Source organism: Agromyces allii (genome assembly GCF_009749385.1).
Taxonomy (GTDB): domain Bacteria; phylum Actinomycetota; class Actinomycetes; order Actinomycetales; family Microbacteriaceae; genus Agromyces; species Agromyces allii.
Genome location: NZ_WBIN01000014.1, coordinates 89,472 through 112,596 on the forward strand (window position 1 = coordinate 89,472; position 23,125 = coordinate 112,596).

11 protein-coding genes are annotated in these 23,125 nt (G+C 69.8%); 6 read left to right on the plus strand and 5 right to left on the minus strand.

The features are described 5' to 3' along the window. Positions 1 to 61 precede the first annotated feature (61 nt). The gene (locus GQR16_RS17445) at positions 62 to 11,128 is read right to left on the minus strand and encodes a DUF5979 domain-containing protein (RefSeq protein ID WP_157416436.1); all 11,067 of its coding nucleotides are present in this window, start codon (positions 11,126 to 11,128) and stop codon (positions 62 to 64) included. 319 nt (positions 11,129 to 11,447) lie between these two features. Here GQR16_RS17445 and GQR16_RS17450 point away from each other — a divergent pair, with 319 nt between their 5' ends. Next, the gene (locus tag GQR16_RS17450; RefSeq protein ID WP_157416437.1) at positions 11,448 to 12,929 is read left to right on the plus strand and encodes an arylsulfatase; all 1,482 of its coding nucleotides are present in this window, start codon (positions 11,448 to 11,450) and stop codon (positions 12,927 to 12,929) included. Positions 12,930 to 13,024: 95 nt separating this feature from the next. Here GQR16_RS17450 and GQR16_RS17455 read toward each other — a convergent pair whose 3' ends face one another. Both GQR16_RS17455 and GQR16_RS17460 read right to left on the minus strand, forming a co-directional pair. After that, positions 13,025 to 14,311: an adenylosuccinate synthase gene (locus GQR16_RS17455; RefSeq protein WP_157416438.1), complete on the minus strand. Its 1,287-nt coding sequence runs from the start codon at positions 14,309 to 14,311 to the stop codon at positions 13,025 to 13,027. 1 nt (position 14,312) lies between these two features. After that, positions 14,313 to 14,858: a DUF3151 family protein gene (locus tag GQR16_RS17460; RefSeq protein WP_170298551.1), complete on the minus strand. Its 546-nt coding sequence runs from the start codon at positions 14,856 to 14,858 to the stop codon at positions 14,313 to 14,315. 142 nt (positions 14,859 to 15,000) lie between these two features. Between GQR16_RS17460 and argG the strand changes: the two genes are divergently transcribed. Further along, the gene (argG, locus tag GQR16_RS17465; RefSeq protein WP_157416440.1) at positions 15,001 to 16,428 is read left to right on the plus strand and encodes an argininosuccinate synthase; all 1,428 of its coding nucleotides are present in this window, start codon (positions 15,001 to 15,003) and stop codon (positions 16,426 to 16,428) included. Positions 16,429 to 16,524: 96 nt separating this feature from the next. On the opposite strand, the gene GQR16_RS17470 is transcribed toward argG, so the two are convergent. Continuing rightward, on the minus strand, positions 16,525 to 16,863 hold the full coding sequence (locus GQR16_RS17470; RefSeq protein WP_157416441.1) for a hypothetical protein: 339 nt from the start codon (positions 16,861 to 16,863) through the stop codon (positions 16,525 to 16,527). A 298-nt stretch (positions 16,864 to 17,161) separates the two neighbouring features. On the opposite strand from GQR16_RS17470, the gene GQR16_RS17475 reads away from it, so the two are divergent. From GQR16_RS17475 to GQR16_RS17490, 4 genes are all read left to right on the plus strand, one after another. After that, complete coding sequence (locus GQR16_RS17475) at positions 17,162 to 18,733, plus strand: phospholipase D-like domain-containing protein (RefSeq protein ID WP_157416442.1); 1,572 nt, start codon at positions 17,162 to 17,164, stop codon at positions 18,731 to 18,733. 151 nt (positions 18,734 to 18,884) lie between these two features. Next, entirely contained in the window at positions 18,885 to 19,529 is a 645-nt protein-coding gene (locus GQR16_RS17480; RefSeq protein ID WP_157416443.1) for a TetR/AcrR family transcriptional regulator, read from the plus strand. Continuing rightward, positions 19,526 to 20,194, plus strand: coding sequence for a hypothetical protein (locus GQR16_RS17485; protein ID WP_211373567.1), 669 nt, complete (start codon positions 19,526 to 19,528; stop codon positions 20,192 to 20,194). Before GQR16_RS17480 ends, GQR16_RS17485 begins: the two co-directional genes overlap by 4 nt. Next, positions 20,191 to 22,134 carry a YhgE/Pip domain-containing protein gene (locus GQR16_RS17490; RefSeq protein ID WP_157416444.1) on the plus strand — a complete coding sequence of 648 codons (1,944 nt, stop codon included), beginning with the start codon at positions 20,191 to 20,193 and terminating at the stop codon, positions 22,132 to 22,134. Before GQR16_RS17485 ends, GQR16_RS17490 begins: the two co-directional genes overlap by 4 nt. A gap of 294 nt (positions 22,135 to 22,428) precedes the next feature. On the opposite strand, the gene GQR16_RS17495 is transcribed toward GQR16_RS17490, so the two are convergent. After that, entirely contained in the window at positions 22,429 to 23,121 is a 693-nt protein-coding gene (locus GQR16_RS17495) for a DUF4386 domain-containing protein (RefSeq protein ID WP_157416445.1), read from the minus strand. Positions 23,122 to 23,125: the final 4 nt, after the last annotated feature.

Consider the following 23,125-nt stretch of genomic DNA (forward strand, 5'->3'; position numbering starts at 1 on the left):
GGGCGGATGCCGCGTGGCGCCCGCCCTCTGTCATGCAGGCCGCGGCGGCGGCCGTCGCGGCTCAGCCGAGCCGGCGGCGTCGCCGCACGATCACCACTGCGAGGATGCCGAGCCCGCCGCCGAGCAGGCCGACCGCCGCCAGCAGGGCGATCGTCATGGCCTCGCCGTCGACCCCCGTCGAGGGCAGCGGCGGATCGAAGCGGTTGTCGACCGTGAGCGTCACGGGCCCGTCGGCGCCGACGATCGCCGGGTCGGCCTCGGTGGCGCTGATCACCACCTCGACCGCACCGCCGGCGTCGGTCTCCTCGGCCCAGCACTCGGTGCCGATCGGGAGGTCGACGACCGAGACCGTCTCGCCCGCCGTGATGAGCACGGGCTCGGCATCGAACAGCGTGTAGACGTCGTTGACGTCACCCTGATCGAAGGTGCAGGTCAGCGCGACCGTGAAGGTCTTGCCGTCCGCCTGGTCGGTCGCACCGCTCACCGTCTTCTGCAGCTCGAGCACTCCGGTGTCGAAGGTGTTCGTCGCGGTGATCGTGAGCACCTGCGCACGCTCGGCCGACTCGATGACCTGGGCGTTGTCGTACGAGTCGAAGTCGACGCTCGAGCGCGTCGCGCCCGCGGCGTCCGTCTCCTCGCCGTAGCAGTGCGCACCGAACGGCAGCTTCACGGGCTCGCCGTCGGCGTCGACGACCACCGTCGTGGTGCCGGAGGTGACCTCGACCGGACCGTCGAAGACCGTGACGAGCACGTCGGCGACCTCCACCTGGCAGGTGACCTGCACGGTGTAGACGGCGTCGGTCGCGTACGACGCGTCGGCACCGTCACCGTCGACGTCCTTCGTGACCTCGACCGTGCCGAGCGAGAACCCGTTCACGAAACCAGCGTTCACGACCGACTCGATGCCGTCGGTCTCCTGGTCGGGGATCGTGACGGTCGTCGGGGGCGGCGTCTCGTCGGCGGATCCCGAATCCGTCTCGGTGACGACGCACTCCGCGCCGACCGGGATGCCGGTGATCGTGTCGCTGCGGAAGGGCCCGTGCGTGCCGTCGGCTTCGACCGTCAACTCGTCGTCGACGACCGTCTGCCCCTCGTAGGTGCACTCGACGCCGAACACGTACGTCCCGGGCGAGAAGGCCTCGGTGCCGGGGCCGATCATGGCCTTCAGCACGTCGAGGCCACCGGTTCGGAAGTCGTTCGTGATCGTGACCTGCACCGGTTCGGCCGTCTCGTCGTCCAGGATCCTGACCTCTTCAGGATCGACGGTCGCCTCGGTGGCCCCGCCGTCGTCGAGCTCCGTGACCCGGCAGTCCGTGCCCGTCGGGATGTTCGGAACCGTCCAGACGTTGCCGGGGGCGTCCTTCGTGAGGGTGTGCGTGTCGAGGTACACGACCCGCGGATCCGCGTTGAGGTTGACGCAGACCAACCGCACCTCGAAGTCGCCGAAGGTGCCGCCCCAGGCATCCGCCCCCGTTCCGGTGACCGCCTTCGTGATCTCGATCGACCCGACCGGGAACGTGTTGGTGTACGCGACGAGCGTCACGGCCTCGCCCTCGTCATCATCGGGCAGCAGGGTGAAGTCGACGTCGTTTCCGGACACGGTCGTCCCTGCGTCGGAATCGCCCTGCGTCAGCACCAGTGAGGTCTGGGCCCCGGGCCGCGCCGTCTCGGACACCGTGCACTCCGCACCGGCCGGGAGCTCGCTGAACGACTGCTCCTCGCCCGTTCGGAGTGCGAAGTCCTCGTCGAGCACCGTCTCGCCCTCGAACGTGCAGGTCGCCGAGAAGTCGAAGAGCAGCTGCGTCGAGATCGGGTTCCCGTCTTGATCGACCGCATCGGTCGCGACCGTCTTGCTCACCGTGAATCCGGCGTCGGGGTAGTCGTTCGTGACGGTGACGGTGATGTCCTCCTGCGTGCCGACGACGATCGGGTCGTCTTCGGTCGCGCTGATGTCGACATCCCACGCACCCTGCTGGTCGGGCTCCTCGGCGTAGCATTCGGATCCGATCGGGATCTCGAACAGGGTCACGACCTCGCCGCCCTGCAGTTCGACCGGCTCCTGGTCGTAGATCACGAGCGGAGGGTTGCCCGGCCCACGATCGAAGGTGCAGGTCACGAGGATCTCGAACGTGAAGCCCTCGGCGTGGTCGGGGTTGCCCGTGACGTCCTTCTCGATCGAGAGTTCGGCCAGGTCGTACCGGTTCGTCGCGGTCAGTCCGAGCGCCTCGGGCTCGTCCGAGTCGGATGCCACGACGATCACCGCGTCGTCGAAGGAGCCGAAGTCGACCGAGGCGTCCGTCGCGCCCGCGTCGTCGGTCTCGTCGCCCCAGCAGTGCGTGCCGAGCGGCAGCAGCAGCGGCTGGCCGGTGGCGGGGTCGAGCACGGTCACCGTCTCGCCGCCGGTCACCTGCACGTCGCCGTCGAACAGCGGGGTTCCGCCGTCGGTGAGCGAACAGGTCACGTGCACCGTGAACGTGGCGTCGGCGATGCCCGGCAGACCGGCACCGGTTCCGGTGACGTCCTTCGTCACGGCGATCGTGCCCGCGGTGAAGCGGTTCTCGAACGCCGCGGTCGCGACCTCCTCGACGCCGGCCGTCTGCTGGTCGGCGATCGTGACGGTCACGGGAGCCGGAACGGCATCCGCCCCTCCGTCGCCCGTCTCGGTGATGTCGCACTCGCTGCCCACCGGGAGACCGGTGACCGTGGCGGACGCCAGCGGTCCGGCGGTACCGTCGCCCGAGATCGTGAGGTCGCCCTCGTCGACGGTCTGCCCCTCGTAGACGCAGGTGTACTCGAAGTCGAACTCGACGTCCTCGGTGAATCCGATGCCCGAGCCCGTGATGGTCTTCTCGACCACGAACCCGCCGGTGCGGTAGTCGTTCGTGACCGTGACCGTGACCGGGTCGCCCGCATCACCCTCGGTGCCGATCGTCACGGATGCCGGGGCGATCACCGGGTCGCCCGTGGCGCCCGCATCGTCGGGCTCGGTCACGACGCAGTCCGCGCCGGTCGGGAGCGTGCCGACCGTCGTGGATCCGTCGGCGGGCACGACGACGTCGGCGTCGTAGACCGTGTCGGGGTCGGCGGCGGCGAGCGTGCAGACGAGGTGCACCGTGAACTCGTCGGGAGCCCACGCCTCCTCGCCGGTGCCCGTCACGTTCTTCGCGATGGTGAGCGAGCCGACCGTGTAGACGTTCGTCACCTCGAGCGAGATCACCTCTTCGCCTTCGACATCGGGGAACAGCGTGAACGTCGCGCTCGTGGTGTCCCCGAGATCGGTGTCGACGCCGTCGACGGTCAACGTCATAGCGGTCGACGGCGCTCCGGCCGCATCGGTCTCGGTGACGGTGCACTCTGCGCCGGCCGGCAAGGTCCCGAAGGTCCGCTCGTCGCCGTCGGACAGCTCGAACGTCTCGTCGAGCACGGTCCCGCCCTCGAAGGTGCAGACCGCGGTGAAGGCGAACACGGAGTCGTAGGCGATCGGGACGCCGTCGTGGTCGATGGCCCCACCCTCGTCGACCGACTTCGCGACCGTGAACCCGGCATCGAGGTACTCGTTGGTCACCGTGATCTCGATGTCGGCACCCGCGACCACTTCGACCGGATCGTCGATCGTCGCGCTGATCTGCACGTCGGTCGCACCCTGCTGATCGGGCTCCTCGGCATAGCACTCCGAGCCGATCGGGATGTCGGTGAGGGTGACGGACTCGCCGCCCTCGAGTTCGACCGGCTCCTGGTCGTAGACCACGATCGGTGCGTTGCCGTCGCCGCGGTCGAATGTACAGGTCACGAGTATCTCGAAGGTGAAGCCCTCGGCGTGGTCGGGGTTGCCGGCGAGGTCCTTCGCCACCGTGATCTCACCGACGTCGAACGTGTTCGTCGCCGTGATCGCGAGCGTCTCGGGCTCGTCGCCGTCGTTGACATCGACGATGACCGCGTTGTCGAACGAATCGAAGTCGACCGAGGCATCCGTCGCGCCGCCGTCATCGGTCTCATCGCCCCAGCAGTGCGTGCCGACGGGCAGCAGCAGCGGGTCGCCCGTCGCCGGATCGGTGATCGTCGTCGACGTGCCGCCCGTGACCTGCACGTCGCCGTCGAACGACGGGGTGCCGCCGTCCGTCAGCGAGCACGTCACGTGCACCGTGTACGTCGCGCCCGCGATCTCGGGGATCTCGCCGGCGTCTCCCGTGACGACCTTCGTCACGGCGACGGATGCCGCGGTGAACCGGTTCTCGATCGGCGCGGTCGCGATCGTCTCCACGCCCGCGGTCGTCTGGTCGGGGATCGTGACGTTCACGGGCGGCGGCGTGAAGTCGGCCCCGCCGTTGCCGGTCTCGGTGACGGTGCAGTCCGTGCCCACCGGCAGGCCCGTGACCTGTTGCGAGGTCAGCGGACCGGCCGTGCCGTCGCCCGTGATCGTGAGGGTGCCCTCGTCGACGGGTGCACCCTCGTAGGTGCACGTGTACTCGAAGTCGAACTCGACGTCTTCGCTGTACTCGAGGCCCGAACCCGCAATGCTCTTCTCGATCACGAACCCGCCGGTGCGGAAGTCGTTCGTCACGGTGACGGTGACCGGGTCGCCGTCGTCGCCCTCGACCCCGATCGTGACGGATGCCGGCTCGATCGTCGGTGCACCGGTGGCTCCGCCGTCATCGGGCTCGGTCACGACGCAGTCCGCACCGGTCGGGAGCGGGCCGACCGTCACGGCATCGTTCGCCGGGATGACCAGGTCGTCCTCGTAGACCGGGTTCTCGGTCGCTTGGTCCCACGTGCAGACGAGGTGCACGGTGAACTCGTCGGGCGCCCACGCGTCGGCGCCGGTGCCGGTCACGTCCTTCGCGATCGACAGCGACCCCGACGTGTACTCGTTCGTCACGGCGAGCGCCGTCAGGTGGGTGCCGTCCTCCGCGTCGGGGAGGATCGTGAAGTCGGCGCTCGCCGTCTCGCCGAGATCTGTGTCGGCGCCGTCCTCGGTGAGCACGATGCTCGTGCTCGTCGCGCCCGCGGCATCCGTCTCGGTGACGGTGCAGTTCGCACCCACCGGGAGCGGCGCGAATTCCTTGCTCTCCCCGTCGTGCAGCGTGAACGTGCGGTCGTCCGGCAGCACCACGTCGACGCCGAGCCACTCGCAACTCGCGGTGAAGCCGAACTCCGGGTCGGCGGCGATCGGGTCGCCGTCCTGGTCGACCGCGTCGCTCTCGACGACGTCCTTCGAGATCGTGAAGCCGCCAATCTCATAGGTGTTCGTGACCGTGACCGTGGCGTCCTCGACCGGCTCGGCCGGGAACGGGTGGTCGATGTCGGTGCGGTCGCTGAAGTCGCTTCGGGCGACGACGGGGCCGGACCTGCCGTTGACCCCGGTCGGGTCGTAGGTCACCGTCGAGCCCTGTGCAGGAAGCTCGGCGACGGAGCAGTCGGCATAGAGCGGAAGCGTGGTCCCGGACCCCACCTCGACGAGCGTGCCGTCGGCGGGCACCGCCACCGGCGAGACGGGTGCGCCCGCGTCGTCGACGAGGTCCACGTCTTCGCCCAGCGAGTTGCACTGCACGTCGAAGTCGTACGAGTCCGGCAGCGGGAACGGGAACGACTCGGGCGCCACCTGCGACTTCTGCAGGTCGATCTCGCCCACCGGGAACGCGACGCCCGCTCGCACCGGCTCGACCGGTCCCTGGTAGTACTCGGCGCCTTGGAAGGTGGCCCGCGAGCCTGCGGCGAGGGTGTTCCACGCGATCGGCAGATCGGTGTCGTAGGCATCCGGGATCCATGCGGGGGTCTGCGTCTGGAACGTGATGGACCCGCTCGCTCCGGGCTGCAGGGCCGCTCCCTCGGGGTAGTCGATCACGAGCTTCGTGGCGCGCGCGGTCGCGAGCTCCTCAGGAGGCGTCGAGGCGTCGTAGGGGATCCACGCGCGCGAGTTCACGTCGGCTGCACACGGATCGGTATCGGGGATCGGTGCACTCAGGATGCTGTACTGGATGTCCGCCGCATTGCAGGCCTGATTCGGCACGCTGGTCATGTAGTAGGCGAAGACGCCCGGAGCAGACCGGATCCCGATGTTGCCGATGTAGACGGGCGCCCACTGCGACCCTCGGGGCGACCCCACGACGACGCCGGTGTCGCCGACCGCAGGCAGCACGTCGATGCCGCCGATCGCATCCGCCGGCACGTTGCCTTGGTTGGTGAACTCGATCTGCCATTCCTCGACCCCTCCGGGCCGCGTGATCGGCACGCAGTTGTTGACGTAGTAGCCGTTGGCGGCGTTCGGCTCGGCGCAGGAATCGGCGTCGCCGTTAACCGCGAGCACGCCGAGGTCGTCGTAGTTCGGGTCACCAGGGGCCGCGCCGGGTACGCCCGCGCCGACGCCCTTGACCGACTTGCGCAGCGAGATCGGCGCCGCCGGCTGGGGGGTGACCGTGGTGTCCGCGGTGCAGGACGGGGTGTCGGAGAGCGGTTCGGGGCTCTGCTGGTTGAGGTGGGTGTAGTCGCAGGTCTCGAAGTCGCGATCGCTCGTCGCCGTGATCGAGTTCGAGACGGGGGTGCCGGGAGCGAGCCCGTCACGGAACTGCAGGTGCGCGGCGATGACGAGCACGTCGCCCGGCGCGAACACGAAGTCGTCGGGCACGGTGATGGTCACGACGCCCGTCGACGTGTCGAGCGACCCGCTGAAGCCGTCGGCCGGCAGCGTGTTGCCGTCGGCGTCGGTCAGCGCGAACTCGAACACGGGATCGGCCCCGGGCACCGGCACGAGGAACGAGCCGGACGCGTCCGAGGCGATGGTGTCGGTGAGCTCGAGCCCCGTCATCTGCCAGTCACCCGTGTTCGTGATCGTCATCACGTAGGGGATCTCGGCCGCCGGGGGGAACTGCTGCGAATCGGCACCGTCCTGCCCGTTGCCCGGCGACTTCGCCACGCTGATCGCGTTCGGCCGGTGCAGCAGCTGCGTGGTGTCCTGCGCGTCGGCATCGGCTTCCCAGGTCACTCCCTCCGGCGTGTCCCAGGAACCGCTGCCGTGCACGTCGACGACGTCGGTCGTCGTGCCCTGCACGGTCTCACCGGGCGCGGTCTCGAGGCCGGGAAGGGTCGATGGCACGGGGTACGAGTCGACCTCGCCGTTCGGGCCGGCGTGCAGGTTCTCGAGCCGGTCGGCCGTGAACGAGAAGGCGACGATCGGGTTGCGCGGGTTCTCCCAGTTGGTCTCGTCTTCGTCTTGGCGCACGTCGAATCGGATTCCACGGACGGACGCTTCGTCGACGCCGGTCGGCAGCGACGGCGTCACCGTGTTGTCCGCCGCGACGTCCTGCCACGTGCCCACGACCCAGCACGCGGTGAGGTCGGTGTCGCCGCCACAGGTCTGCACGAGCTCGCCCGTTCCTCCGTCGACGGCGTAGTCGACGCCGACGAGGGCCGAGACCCGGATCTGATCCAGGTTGGCCGGCATGGTCGCGACCGGGAACGAGGCGAACTCGAACGCGTTCCAGAACGTCGGTTGGTCGTCGGTGATGGTGAGCACGGTCGTGCGCACGTTGCCCGTGGGCTGCCCGCCGATCCTGATGGTGTACCCGTCGGGCGACTCGTCCTCGTAGCGCGACGCGGGCGAGATGTTCTTGCCTGCGAGCACCCCGTAGGTCGCCGGCACGAACTGGATGTTGTCATCGTCGGTGCCGTGCGCTTCGTCGGTGGCTGCACCGCCCGGGCGGGTCGCGTCGGCCGACGCGACGTTCGTGACGACTGCGCCTTGCTCGGGTCGTGCGGAGGGATCGTCGCGGAGGAATTCGCGCAGCTGGTAGGTCAGCACGACGCTCGTCTGCTCGGTGGTGAGAATGGCGACGCGATCGGGGTCGTGGTGCAGCACGCTGACACCGATCACGTCGAGGAGGTCGGTGGGCGTGAGCGCCTGCGCCTCCGCGATCGAGTACTCGTCGGTGCCGCCGCCCTCACGGGTCAGCGTCACGATCGTCTCGGTCGCCTCGGCGGGCACGCTGATCGTGCCGATCGCGTACAGGTTGAACACGTTGTAGGTGTCTGTCGCGGCCGCGGGCGGGGTGGCGGGATCCGACACGACGAGCTCGGCGATGTTCGCCTCGGTCTCGTTGCGCGCCGTGACGGTCGCGGTCACCAGCGGGTAGTCCCCCTGCGGCGCGTTCGCGGGCGGGATCGGGATCGTGTCCTGGTCGAACGTCTTCGAGACCGAGACGTTCACGGTCGTGTCGGTGATCGTGATGTCGTCGACATCGGTCTGGGGGTCGACGGGAGCCGGCCCGAATCCCTCGATGCCGACCGTGTTGGTCACGACGCCGTTCAGGCCGGAGTTGTAGGTCTCATCGTGGAGCGTGCCGACCACCGGTCCGCCGTCGGAGCGCTTCTCCTGCCGAAGCTGGAACGTGAGGTCGAGCCCCCGCCCGTTCCCGGTCGAAGACGCCACCCCCGAACCGGGCGCCGGGCCGGTACCCGCTCCGCGGTTCGAACCCTCGACATAGGTGAGACGCACGCCGAGCGTCGATGCGCGCTGCGCCTCCGAGAGCTCGAAGCGCGGGAACCCCCCGTCGCAGGCGGTACCCGTGGTGTCGGCCGCGCCGCACGCCGCCGCCGTCACGTCGACCCAGGCATCCGCCGTGTCGTCGTACAGCTCGACCGTCTCGATGCGGTCGTAGACGATCAACGGGTCGAGCGACGCATCGATCGCCTCGATCGCGGCGAGGTCCCAGGCGTCGTAGGCGGATGCCGCGATGTTCGAGAAGTCGGCACCGGCGGTCGGGTCGTCGGTGATCTGCACCGAGTCGAACGGCACGCCCTGCGTCGACCAGCTGATGCGGGCGGTGCGCTGTTCGTCGGTGAACGCCGGCACGTCCTCCTCGAGCCACACCTTGTCGATCAGGTCGACGCCCGGGCCGTCCGGCGGCCACGGGTTCACGTCGATGTCGTCGCCGTCGGTCGCGTGGTTGTCGTCGGGCGAGGTGTCGTCGGGGTTGGTGACATCCGACGAGGCCGTGTTCGGCACGTTGAGCGGGTCGGCGGCCTCGGCCGCGTCGTGCACGCTGCCCGAGCCGTCGCGGAAGTCCGCGCGCGTGGCGACCTGGATCGTCGGCGTCACCTGGAACCCGGGCGGCAGCGTCTGGCCGGGCTTCGGCGTGTAGACGAAGCGAATGCCCTGCACGTCGTCCTGGAGGTCGGCGGGCACCGAGTAGTTCCAGGTGGTCTGGCCCTCGATCAGCTCCGCTCCCGGGAACGTCACCCACTCGGTCCCGTCCCAGTACTGCACGGTCAGGTTGGCGTCCGCGGGCACACCGGCCGACAGCTGCTTCGCGTCGAACGTGTTCCAGAACGGGGAGACCGGATCGCCCGGCTGCGGGTCGTCGGGGTCGCTGATCACGAGCGAGTCGGCGCCGACCGTCGAAGCGTTGTCGCCGTCCGCGTTGACGTCCGCGAACAGGGTCACGTCGGTCGTGCTGCCCGGGATATCCCAGACCTCGTCCTGCACGATCTGCTTGGTCACGTTGGTCGAGACGCGCGCCGGCTGCCGCGTGATGTCCGCGGCATCCGTGTCCTCGCCGTCCTGACCGGTCGCATCGGTGACCGTGGTCGTCGTCTGGTTGGTGCTCACGACATCGAGCTGCCCGTCGACCGGATCGGCGGTGACGTCGAACGGGATCTCGGCGATCGCGTTCTGTTGGATCGGTCCGGTGAAGGTCACCGAGAATCCGACGACGTCGGCCGGGTCACCGGTCGGGTCGGGGATCTCGTTCGGGGTGGTGCCGTCGAGCGTCTCGGTCGTGCCGTCGGCGTAGGTGTAGGTGACGGCGACGGCGTCGGCGTTCGGCGGCCATTCGACTCCGGCGGCGAACCCGCCGAAGACGAGGCCCTGGTCGGCGAGGTTCGGCTGCCCGGCGGACGGCTCGTCGATGGTCATCGACGTGACCGGCCGAGGGCCGTTCGTCGATTCGATCGTCGCCGTGGTGGTGGCGCCGCCGAGCAGCGTCGGGTCGGCGAACGACTTCTCGGTGTCGACGGTCGGGCCGGTGTTGCTGATGTCGACCGTGCCGTCGGCGGTCTTCGGCGTGTTCGTGCGGTCGTCGACCACGACGTTGGACGACGCCGTGTTCGGCACCGTCACCGACTGGTCGAGCGGGATGTCGAGCACCTCGTCGTTCGTCTCGCTCGAGATGCCGATCGCAGCCTGCTGGTCGTCCGGGGTCGGAGGCAGCTGGCCGGTCGACGACGAGAACGTGAACCTGAGACCGTGCACCTGGTCGTCCGGGACATCCGGGATGTTCGTGAAGTCGGTCGGGATCGGTCCGGTGGGGTAGGTCGTGACCCAGTTGCCGTCGGCGTCGAGGTACTCGATCTGCACCTGGTCGGCACCGGCGGGCGGCGTGATCGAGGTGATGCCGGTGAAGTCGAGGTAGCTGTCGAACGGGCTCGCGACCCCGTCGGCCGGGTCCTGCACGACGATCTCGTCGACGGACCGGTTCGAGGCGTTGCCGCCGCCGATCGTGTAGTCGACCGGTTGATCGGGCAGGGCGGGGATGGACTGCCCGTCGGCCACGTGGTCGTCGACCGTCTTGGTCACGTCGGAGTCGAGCACCTCGGGGATGTCGAGGTCGGTCGTCGCCGGGGCATCCTTCGGCAGGGCGTTGTCGGCCGCCGCCGTAGCGGTGTTCGTGATGGGGCCGTCGTAGTCGGCGCTCGCGTCATCGGGCACCTGCACGAAGACCGTGATGCTCACCTGCTGGCCCGTGACGAGGCCGGTGCCGGCGGTGCCGTTCTGGTTGAACGCGACGTCGAAGTCGCCGTCACCGATCGTGACGGTCGGCGCGGGGGTTCCGGCCCCGGAGACGACGACCGGATTCGGCACGGTCGGGTCGAACACCAGCGGCGCCGGCAGCGTGTCGGAGACGTGCGCGGCGACGCAGATGTCGACGATGGGGCTGTTGCAGGTCATCGTGATGGTGTAGCTGAACTGCTCGCCCGCTGCGTACGGCGAATTGTTCGGCGGTGTGACCACCTTCGAGAACGTGGTGAACTCGGCATCATCCGGAGCCGCGACGGCCGGCAGGGCCGCCGGCGTCGCCAGTGCCGCCGTCAGGATGATCGCGCCGACCCCGGCGAGCACGCGTCGAACGACCGACATCACTTCCCCCAGCCCCCACAGCCCCAGAGCTGCCGCGGACGCACGGTAGGTGAAGCGCCCGTGCTCCGACCCTATCGAGGGGGGACGGCGCGATGGAAGAGCCCGGTGAAGGCAGGGTCGCACCGGACGATCGTCTCGTGCGGGGATACGCGGATTCAGCGGGCGATCGGGGGAAACCGTTGCGTACCCGCTCACCGTGCTCCGTTCGGGCGGCGACACCGTCTCCGTCCACGCAACCCCAAGGGGGGTGACTTCGTCGCCCTCGCCCTGATAGCGTCCGAACGGAACGGTTGTTCGTCACGCGGGGGAGACGCAGAAGATGACTGGTAAGCCGAACATCATCCTGTTCATGTCGGATGACGTGGGTTGGGGTGACCTCGGGTGTTACGGCGGCGGGGAGAATCGCGGCGCCCCGACACCGAACCTCGATCGGCTCGCGGCCGAGGGCCTGCAGTTCATGTCGTTCTACGGGCAGCCCAGTTGCACGCCCGGGCGCGCTGCGGCCCTCACGGGCCGTCTGCCGATCCGCAGCGGCATGACCACCGTCGCATTTCCCGGAGAGGGCGGCGGCCTGCCCGCAGCCGAGTGGACCCTCGCGAGCGTACTCAAGAAGGCCGACTACGACACCTGCCAGATCGGCAAGTGGCATGTCGGCGAGGCGGACTACGCGATGCCGATCGCGCACGGCTTCGACGAGATGTACAACACGACGCTGTACCACCTCAACGCGTACACGTACACCGACAAGGCGTACAACCCCGATTTCCCGTTCGACGACGAGGCGACCATGAAGATGTGGGGCAACGTCATCGGCGCGCTCGAGGGCAAGGCCGGCGAGAAGGCGCACGAGGTCGAGAAGATCGATTCCTCCAACATCCCGTTCATCGACGAGAAGTCGACGGACATCGCCCTGAAGTACCTCGACGACCATGCGAACGGCGAGAACCCGTTCTTCCTGTACCTGAACACCGCCAAGCTGCACCAGCCGAACCTGCCCCACCCCGACTTCGAGGGTGCGTCCCTCGCGAAGTCGAAGTACCTCGACTCGCTCGTCGAGCTGGACCATCGGGTCGGTCAGGTGGTCGACAAGGTGCGGGAGCTTGGCATCGCCGAGGACACGCTCATCGTCTGGACGACCGACAACGGCGCGTGGCAGGACGTCTACCCCGACTGCGGCTACACGCCGTACCGCGGCACGAAGGGCACCGACTACGAAGGCGGCAGCCGCGTGCCGGCCATCGCCTGGTGGCCCGGCACCATCGAGGCCGGCCGTCGCAACTCCGAGATCGTCGGTTCGCTCGATCTCATGGCGACGTTCGCGAGCATCGCCGGGGTCGACCTCCCGACCGAAGACCGCGACGGCGAGCCGACCATCTTCGACAGCTACGACCAGAGCGCGCTCCTCCGGGGAGAGGGTCCGTCGACCCGCGACCACTGGTTCTACATGACCGAGACCGAGATGATCCCGGGCGCGATCCGGCTCGGCAAGTGGAAGGCCGTGTGGAACGTCCGCGACGGATGGCGCGGGCCGAGCTCGTACACGGCGATCGTGCCGAAGCTCTTCGACCTCTGGCAGGACCCGCAGGAGCGCTACGACATCTTCATGACGAGCTATGCCGAGAAGACCTGGCAGCTGCCGCAGATGGCCGCCCGCCTCCTCAGCGTCCTCCCCAGCTATAAGCAGTATCCGAACCGGCCGATCCAGACCGCGGGCATCAGCTACGCCATCTTCGAGGTCGACGACGCGCAGGTGCAGGAGCAGCTCGCGAAGATGCTCCACGGGCTCAGCGGGTCCAACTAGCCGTTGGGAGCGGCTTCGCCGGCCTCTCCCGACGGACGGATGCCGGAGCCCGGCGTCGTGGTCACGACGCCGGGCTCCGGCATGGGGTCAGTCGTTCAGGCGAGCAGGTCGTGCAGCTGGATGATCTCGTCGCGGCCGGGGCCGACGCCGATCGCCGAGATGCGCGACCCGGACCGGGCCTCGAGCTCGCGGACGTAGGACTGCGCGTTCGCGGGCAGGTCGGAGAACTCGCGCGCGCCCGTGATGTCTTCGGTCCAGCCGGGGAACTCCTCGTAGACGGGCGTCGCATGGTGGAAGTCGGACTGCGAGACCGGCACCTCGTCGAAGCGCTGGCCGTCGACGTCGTAGGCGACCGCGACGGGGATCTTCTCGATGCCCGTGAGCACGTCGAGCTTGGTGAGCACGAAGTCGGTGACGCCGTTGATGCGCGAGGTGTAGCGGGCGATGGGCGCGTCGTACCATCCGGTGCGACGACGGCGACCGGTGGTCGTGCCGAACTCGTGCCCCTTCTCGCTGAGGAACTCGCCCCACTCGTCGAACAGCTCGGTCGGGAACGGGCCCGCGCCGACGCGTGTCGTGTAGGCCTTGATGACCGCGATGACCCGGTCGATCTTGTTGGGCGCGATGCCCGAACCGGTGACGGCGCCGCCGCTCGTCGCGTTCGACGACGTGACGAAGGGGTACGTGCCGTGGTCGACGTCGAGCATGGTCGCCTGACCGCCCTCGAAGAGCACGGTCTCGTTGCGCTCGAGCGCCTGGTGCAGCAGCAGCGCGGTGTCGGTGACCATGGGGCGCAGGCGGTCGACGTAGCCGAGCAGCTCCTCGACGATCTCGTCGACGGCGATCGCGCGACGGTTGTAGACCTTGACGAGCAGGTGGTTCTTCTGGTCGAGGGCGCCCTCGACCTTCTGGCGCAGGATGTTCTCGTCGAACAGGTCTTGCATGCGCAGGCCGACCCGGTTGATCTTGTCGGCGTAGGCCGGGCCGATGCCGCGACCGGTCGTGCCGATCTGGCGCTTGCCGAGGAAGCGCTCGGTGACCTTGTCGAGCGTGCGGTGATACTGCGTGATGAGGTGCGCGTTGGCCGAGATCTTCAGCCGCGAGACATCCACCCCACGACTGGCGAGGCCCTCGAGCTCCTCGAAGAGCACCTCGACGTCGACGACCACGCCGTTGCCGATGACCGGGGTCACGCCAGGCGTGAGGATGCCGGAGGGCAGCAGGTGCAGGGCGTACTTCTCGTCACCCACGACCACGGTGTGCCCGGCGTTGTTGCCGCCGTTGAACTTGACGACGTAGTCGAGGCGGGAGCCGAGCAGGTCGGTCGCCTTGCCCTTCCCCTCGTCGCCCCACTGTGCACCGATCAGGACGGCTGCGGGCATTTCAGTCCTCTCCGGCCGCGTCGAGCGCGACGGGTTCGGCGACCTGGTCGCCGGTTGTTGCCGTGGCCTCGGCCTGCGCGAAGAGCAGGTCGGGGGTCACGATGGTGATGACCTGGGTGGGCGTGAACTCCGACGCGATGCGGCCGGGGGCCTCGGCGTCGGCGCTCGCGAGCTCGTCGGCGAGACGCGTGACGACGTGCTGCTCGAGGCCGAGCTGCGAGGCGGCGCGACGCTTGGCGTCGAGGGCGCGCAGGTAGGCGCGGTTCGGCTCGTCGGACCAGGGCACGGCTGCGCCGGGCTCCCATCCGGATGCCGCGAGCTGCTCCTCTGCGAGATCGACGGCGACGCTCGCATAGGCGAACGACGCGATGGCGTTGCCCTCGGAGTCGGCGAGATCGGCGAGCTCGGCCCACGCGAGCGGCGAGGACGGATGCTCCGAGACCACCGCGGCGAGGGACCCGCGATCGGCGGTGGCGAGCGCCTCCCGAACCTCGGGTTCGTCGACGAGACCCGTCTCGCGCTCTGGTGCTGTTTCGTCTGCAGTCACACTCAACCTTATCGCGAGGGGTTACAGACGCCCGCGAGGCCGCAACGCGGCTTCACGGCACCCGCCTGAGCGGGTTCACGGCGCCCGCCACCGGCATCCGCCCCGGCAGAGCGGAATCGCCCGCGCCGGTAGGCTGGAGGGCATGTCGAAAGTCCTCTCCAGTCTTCCCGTCGGCGAACGCGTCGGCATCGCCTTCTCGGGCGGCCTCGACACCTCCGTCGCGGTCGCGTGGATGCGCGAGAAGGGCGCGATCCCCTGCACGTACACGGCAGACCTCGGCCAGCCCGACGAGCCCGACGTCGAGGCGGTTCCCGGGCGCGCCATCGAGTACGGCGCCGAGCTGTCGCGACTCGTCGACTGCCGTGCCGCGCTCGTCGAAGAGGGCCTCGTCGCCCTGCAGTGCGGTGCGTTCCACATCCGTTCGGGCGGCAAGGCGTACTTCAACACGACCCCGCTCGGCCGCGCGGTCACGGGCACGCTGCTCGTGCGCGCGATGCTCGAAGACGGCGTCGACATCTGGGGCGACGGGTCGACCTACAAGGGCAACGACATCGAGCGGTTCTACCGCTACGGCCTGATGGCCAACCCGCGCCTGCGCATCTACAAGCCGTGGCTCGACGCCGACTTCGTCACCGAGCTGGGCGGCCGCGCCGAGATGAGCGAGTGGCTGCAGCAGCGCGACCTGCCGTACCGCGCCTCCGCCGAGAAGGCGTACTCGACCGACGCGAACATCTGGGGCGCGACGCACGAGGCCAAGGTGCTCGAAGAGCTCAGCGAGGGCATCACCACGGTCGAGCCGATCATGGGCGTCAAGTTCTGGGACGAGTCCGTCGAGATCCCGGCCGAAGACGTCACGATCACGTTCGAGCAGGGCCGTCCGGTCGCGCTCAACGGCGTGCGCTTCGACGACGCGGTCGAGCTCGTGCTCGAGGCGAACGCCATCGGCGGCCGTCACGGGCTCGGCATGAGCGACCAGATCGAGAACCGCATCATCGAGGCGAAGTCGCGCGGCATCTACGAGGCTCCGGGCATGGCGCTGCTGCACCTCGCCTACGAGCGCCTCGTCAACGCGATCCACAACGAGGACACGATCGCGAACTACCACAACGAGGGTCGCCGCCTCGGCCGCCTCATGTACGAGGGCCGCTGGCTCGACCCGCAGTCGCTCATGCTGCGCGAGTCGATCGTGCGCTGGGTCGCCTCGGCCGTCACGGGCGAGGTCACGGTGCGCCTGCGCCGCGGCGACGACTACACGATCATGAACACGACGGGCCCCTCGCTCAGCTACCAGCCCGAGAAGCTCTCGATGGAGCGCGTCGGCGACCAGGCCTTCGGCCCCGAAGACCGCATCGGCCAGCTCACGATGCGCAACCTCGACATCGCCGACTCGCGCGCGCGTCTCGAGCAGTACGCCCGCCTCAACCTCGTGGGCGGCGCGACCGCGGCCCTCGTCGGCGACCTCACGGTCGGCGATGCGGCGCAGATCCTCGCGGGCTCGGGCGAGACCGACCTCGAGGCCGCGACGGATGCCGCGAACGAGGCTTCGGCGTTCGACCTCGGCACCGACTGAGTCACCGCACCTGTCGGGTGATCCGGCATACGAGTGGGGCCCGTTCCGATCGGAACGGGCCCCACTCGTCTCTGCTCGTTCGACGAACTCCGCAGGTCAGCCGATGCCGCCCGACCGGCAGCCGCGCTCGATGAAGGCGTCGTTGCCCGATCCGGCGTAGGAGACGACCTCGCCCTTCCAGCTGTACGTGAAGGCGGGCCAGACGTCCTCCTGGTCCTGGTGCTTGAAGTGCGCGCGCACGACCGCGATGTTGTCGGTCTCGATGTACACGTACGGGTTCTTCTCGCTGTGCGTGGCGTGGCAGAAGGCGACCTTGTGGTCGTCACCGGGCGGATCCTGGGTCGCGTTGGCGGCAGCGGCGCCGCCCAACACGCTCAGAGCAACGAACGGGACTGCCGCCAGGATCGCCGTGATCCTGCGCTTCGATGCCTGCATGATGAACTCCTCTCAGTTCTGCGCCCCATCCAACTCCTCTCGCAGCGAGGCAGACAGGGCTCGGCCGGCATCCGGCACCTCTCACCCACCCCCAATTGGAGGGCCGACCCGTGCACGTTTCGCCTGTCGCAAGGGCGACACGACGAGGGGCGGATGCCGCGGCATCCGCCCCTCGTCGGGTGCTGCGGTGCCATACTCGGTGCATCGCCCGCCGAGCGCCGCTCCGAGCCGCGCCCCGGCCCGATCTCCGAGGAGTCACGATGACCGCACCCGCCTCGATCGCGACGGAGAACGCCTGATGAGCACCGAGCTCGCGACCCTCATCGGCGTCCTCCTCGTGCTGCTCGACCTCGGCATCCGCATCGCGGCGCTCATCATCGTGCCGCGCGACCGCAAGCCGACCGCCGCCATGGCGTGGCTGCTCGCGATCTTCCTCATCCCGTTCGTCGGCATCGTGCTGTTCCTGCTCATCGGCAACGTGAAGCTCTCGAAGCGACGGCGGGCGAAGCAGGCCGAGATCAACCGCGTGCTCGACGAGCGTGCGTCCGTGCTCGCCCCCGAACCGGATGCCGCGTGGCCGGCCTGGTTCGCGACGACCGTCGAGCAGAACCGCCGTCTGGGCGCCCTGCCCGCCGTGGCCGGCGAGTCGGCCGAGCTCATCGGCGACTACGCAGCCTCGATCGCGGCGATGACCGCCGACATCGACACCGCCGAGCGGTACGCGCACGTGGAGTTCTACATCGTCGCGTTCGACGACGTGACGAGGGACTTCTTCGCGGCCATGGAGCGTGCAGTGGCGCGCGGCGTGACCGTGCGCCTGCTGCTCGACCACGTCGCGTCGCGCCGCGTGAGCGTGCACGAGGCCACCTTCGCCGAGCTCGACCGCATCGGCGTGCAGTGGCACTTCCTGCTGCCCTTCCAGCCGTTCAAGGGCAACTACGAGCGCCCCGACCTGCGCAACCACCGCAAGCTCGTCGTGGTCGACGGGCGCGTCGCGTACACGGGATCGCAGAATCTCATCTCGCGCGACTACGACTCGCCGAAGAACCAGAAGCGCGGGCTCATGTGGCAGGAGCTCGTCGTTCGCCTCACCGGGCCCGTCGTGCGGTCGGTCGACGCGGTGTTCCGCTCCGACTGGTACGCCGAGACCGACGAGCTACTCGACGAGGCGGCGGTCGTCGGCGGCTCGGGCTCGGGCGCGGGCGCGGACGCGGACGCGGACGCCGGCGCGGTCGGCACGGTCGGCGCGGGAGGCGGAGCCCCGGTGCCCGTCTCGACGACGGCGCCCGCAGACGGCGGCGCGCCCGCGGCATCCGCCCCGCTCGTGTGCCAGGTGGTGCCGAGCGGGCCGGCCTACGACGACGAGAACAACCTGCGGCTGTTCCTCTCGCTCGTCGCGTCGGCGCAGGAGCGCGTGATCATCACGAGCCCCTACTTCGTGCCCGACGAGGCGATGATGTACGCGATCACGTCGGCGAAGCTGCGCGGACTCGACGTGCAGCTGTTCGTCTCGGAGCTCGGCGACCAGGGCTCGGTGTGGCACGCGCAGCGCTCGTACTACGGCGCGCTGCTGCGGGCGGGCGTGCGCATCTGGCTGTATCCGGCGCCGTACATCCTGCACGCCAAGCACCTCTCGATCGACGACGACGTCGCGGTCATCGGGTCGAGCAACATGGACATCCGCTCGTTCAACCTCAACTACGAGGTGTCGCTCATGGTGCGGAGCGCCTCGTTCGTGGCCGACATGCGCGAGGTCGAGCAGGGCTACCGCGACGCCGGGCGCGAGCTCACGCTCGAGGAGTGGAACCGCGAGCCGTTGTCGCGGACGTTCTTCGACGGGGTCGCGCGGCTCACGTCGGCGCTGCAGTAGAGCTCGTGCGGGGGCGCTGGTCTCGAGACGCTCCTTCGTCGCTCCTCGACCGGCGGGTGTGCGCGAGGTCGCCGGTCGAGGAGCGAAGCGTCTCGAGACCCACCTCGAATAAGTTGCACATGCGTGTGCACGTTTGTTGTACGATGAGGAGATGCCGACCATCACCGACGAGGTTCGCCGTGCTCCCCGTCGGGATGCCGCCGCGAACCGCCAGGCCCTGCTGACCGCCGCCGCCGAAGCCCTGGGCGAGAACCCCGACGCCCCGCTCGAGGCCATCGCGAGCGCCGCGGGCCTCACGCGCCGTGCGCTCTACGGCCACTTCACCGGCCGCGACGAACTCGTGGCCGCGCTCATCGACTCGGGCGCGACGCGGCTCAACCTCGTCGCGACCCAGACCGACCACGCCGACGCCCCGACCGCGCTCGCGATGCTCGGCGCCCGCCTCTGGCATGCGCTCGGCCACGTTCGCCTGCTCGCCGCGATGGCCGTGCGCGAACCGCATGTCGAGCGGGTCGCCGCCGCGCTCGCCCCCGTGCGCGAACGCCTCGACGCGATCGTCGCGCGCGGCGTCGTCGAAGGCGGCATCCGGCCCGACATCGCACCCGAGACGCTCGCCAGGCTCATCGAGCGCTCGGCCATCGCCGTGCTGCTCGAGGCATCCGTCACCGAACTCAGCGACGCCGAAGGGCACCGCCTCGTCATGGTCTCGGTGCTCGGCACGGCCGGCCTCGGCTGGCGCGAAGCCGCCGCACTCATCGACTCCACCCCCGAACTCGCCATGGAGGCCCTCGCATGAGGATCGACCTGCAGGCCGTCGCCAAGGGCCGTCGCGCCCATGTGCTGCCGACCACGACCGTCTCGTACGAATCGGGCCGGGTCACGCTCGCGCGCGCCGAGACCGAGCAGCGGCCCTCCGTGCTCGGGCTCATCGCCGCTGGGCGCATGCGACCCGAGTCGGGCTCTGTGCTCATCGACGGCCGAACGGATGCCGCGGCGATCCGCCGCCGCATCGCCCTCGTCGACGCGCCGAGCGTCAGCGACCCCGCGCCCGACATCACCGTCGCGGGGGTCACCGCCGAGGAGCTCATGTTCGCCGGCATCCCGTCGCACCCGATCGCGGTGGCGAACTGGCTGAACGACCTGGGGCTCTCGGATGTCGCGCGCATCCCCATCTCGAACGTCGACCCGCGCGATCGCCTGCACCTGCTGACCGAGCTCGCGATCCTCCGCGACGGCATCGAGGGACTCGTGCTCGTCTCGCCCGACCGGCACGGCGGCGACCCCGTCGAATGGTGGGATCTCGCCCGTTCGCTCGCCGATCGCGGATTCGCAGTGCTCGTCATCGCGGGCGACGCCTCGGCCGCCGCGCTCGCGGCCAACACCATGCTCGCGCGCATGCAGGGCGACGAGCCCGACGAGTCGGTCGAACACGACGTCATCGCCGAGGGAGGCCTCGCGTGAAGGTTCCGCAGATGATCGCCGCCGAGTTCCGGCGCCTGTTCTCGACGCGCATGTCGGTGATCGCCCTCATCGCGCTCGTCGCCGTGCCCGTGCTCTACGGCGGGCTCTACCTCTGGGCCAACCAAGACCCGTACGCGAAGCTCAACGAGGTGCCGGTCGCGCTCGTCGTCGCCGACGAGGGCTCGCCCGCCACCGACGACTCCCCCGCGCGCAACGTGGGCGACGAGGTCGCCGACGAGCTCATCGCCGACGGCGCCTTCGACTGGCACGAGGTCACCGCCGAGCAGGCCGCCGACGGCCTCGCCGACTCCACGTACGACTTCGTCATCACGCTTCCCGCCGACTTCAGCGACGCGCTCGCGTCGATCCAGACCGACGAACCGCGGCAGGCCGAGATCATCCTCGAGACGAGCGATGCGAACAGCTACCTCGCCGGCACGATCGGCGAGCAGGCGGTGAAGACGATCCGCACGACCGTCGCCGAACAGGTGGGCCGCGAGGCCGCCTCCCTGCTGCTCGACTCGATCTCGACGATCCGCGGCAAGATCGTCGAGGCCGCCGACGGCGCCCAGCAGCTCGTCGACGGCACCGGCACCGCGATCGACGGCACGACGAAGCTCGGCGACGGGGCATCCGCCCTGGCCGACGGCAACGCGGCGCTCGCGACCGGTACGCAACAGCTCGCCGAGGGCAGCGCGACGCTCGCCGACGGCGCCCAGCAGGTGGCCGACGGCAGCGCGACGCTCGCCGACGGCGCCCAGCAGGTCGCCGACGGCAACGCGCAGCTCGCAGCCTCGGCCGATCGGGTCGGCTCGGCCGTGGGCCAGGCGGCCGCCGCCGTGCCCGAGGCCCGCGCCGACATCGCGGCACGGCTCGCGGCCGCGGGCGTCGACCAGGCGACCATCGACGAGGTGCTGGCCAGACTCGATCCCCTCGCCGACGACATCTCCGCCGGCAACGACCGCGTGCAGGAGGTCGTCGGGCAGATCGACCAGCTCGCCGCCGGCAGCGCCCAGGTCGCGGCCGGCTCGTCGAGCCTCGCCGCCGGCAGCGCCCAGGTCGCGAGCGGGTCGTCGACGCTGGCCGCCGGTGCGCAGTCCGCCGCCGCCGGAGCGTCCGCCGCGGCCTCCGGAGCCGCCACTCTCCGCGACGGCATCGGCACGCTCGGCGACGGGCTCGGCGAGCTCGCCGACGGCACCGAGACGCTGCGCTCCGGCCTCGCCGACGGCGCCGCCGAGATCCCCGACTCCGACCAGGCCACGCGCGACGCGCAGGCGAAGACCATCGCCGACCCCGTCTCGCTCGAGACCGACGCGCTCACCGAGGCCGGCAACTACGGCGCCGGGCTCGCGCCGTTCTTCGCGGCCCTCGCCGGGTGGATCGGCATCTACGCGCTCTTCCTCATCGTGAAGCCCATCTCGCGACGCGCGATCACGGCGCTGCACTCGCCGATCCGGGTGACCCTCGCCGGCTGGCTGACCCCCGGCATCCTGGGCGCGGTGCAGATGATCGGCCTGTTCACGGTGCTCGCGGTGACGCTCGGGTTCCCGATGACGCATCCGCTCGGCACGCTCGGCGTCATGGTGCTCGCCTCGGCGACGTACGCGGCGATCATCCTCGCGCTGAACGTGTGGCTCGGCTCGGTCGGGCAGTTCCTCGGGCTCGTGCTCATGGTGCTGCAGCTCGTGACCGCCGGCGGAACCTTCCCATGGCAGACCCTGCCCGCACCGCTCGCCGCACTGCACCACGTGCTGCCCATGGGCTACGTGGTCGACATGATGCGCCAGTTCATGTACGGCGGCGACCTCGGCCGGGCGGCGTCCGACGGGCTCGTGCTGCTCATCTGGATGGTCGGCGCGCTCGTGCTCGCCGCGATCGGCGTCACCCGCATGACGCACTTCCGCACGCTGCGCGACCTGCAGCCGAGCCTGATCGGCTGAGGCCGGTCGAACGGGCCCGCCAGACTCGCGGTTCGGACGCGGCGCCCGCCCAGCCCGCTCAGCCCCCGCCCCCGCCCAACCCGCCCAACCCGCCGGAAGTGCCCGCCTTCGCGCTCACCTGATCCGAAATCGGAATGCCAGTTCCGCCTCAATCGATGAGGCGGAACTGGCATTCCGTCTCAGACGGGGTCGAGGAGGTCGAGGAGGTCCAGGAGGTCCAGGAGGTCCAGGAGGTCCAGGAGGTCCAGGAGGTCCAGGAGGTCCAGGATCGCAGGGCGTGAACGGCCTCCGGGCTCAGAGCGGGAACAGTAGGGCGATGCCCGTGCCGACGAGCCAGAGCGACCAGGCGATGTAGGCGAACGGCGTGACCGCGCCCGCGAGCCGCCAGCCGTGCTCCTCGAAGCCGCCGACGAACTCGAGCGAGCAGAGGGCCAGCACGGCGCCGACGAGGATGCCGGCGAGTCCGATCCACCACGGCACCGCGCCGGACTGCATGATCGCGACGCCGACGAGGATCGTCCACGCGCCGCTGAAGAGGTAGCCGAGGTGCTCGCCGACGGCGACGCCGAGGTAGCGGTTGAACGACTGGAACACGATCTCGATCGCCTCGCGGCGCGCGGGCGACGCCTCGGGGTCGGCGCTCTCCCTCGCCAGGAAGGGCACGAGGAACGGCCAGCGCACGAGCCCCAGGAACTGCACGGCCGCCGCGAGCACCCCGACGACGAGGCCCGTCGCGACGAGCGTCGCATCGGCCCCGACCAGCGTGCCGGCGACGAGCACCGCCGCCGGGGCGAGCAGCACGGCCGTCATCGCGAAGAACCACCACAGGAGCACGAGCGACGACCCGCCCGCCCGGAAACGCTCGAGCACCTCGCGCGTGGGCCTGCGCAGGATGTCGGGGTACGAGAACCGCGCGGCGAGGGCCGCGAACGCGACGTTGAACGCGATCGGGAGCACGATCAGCAGGATGCCGGTGGTGACGCGCATGGCG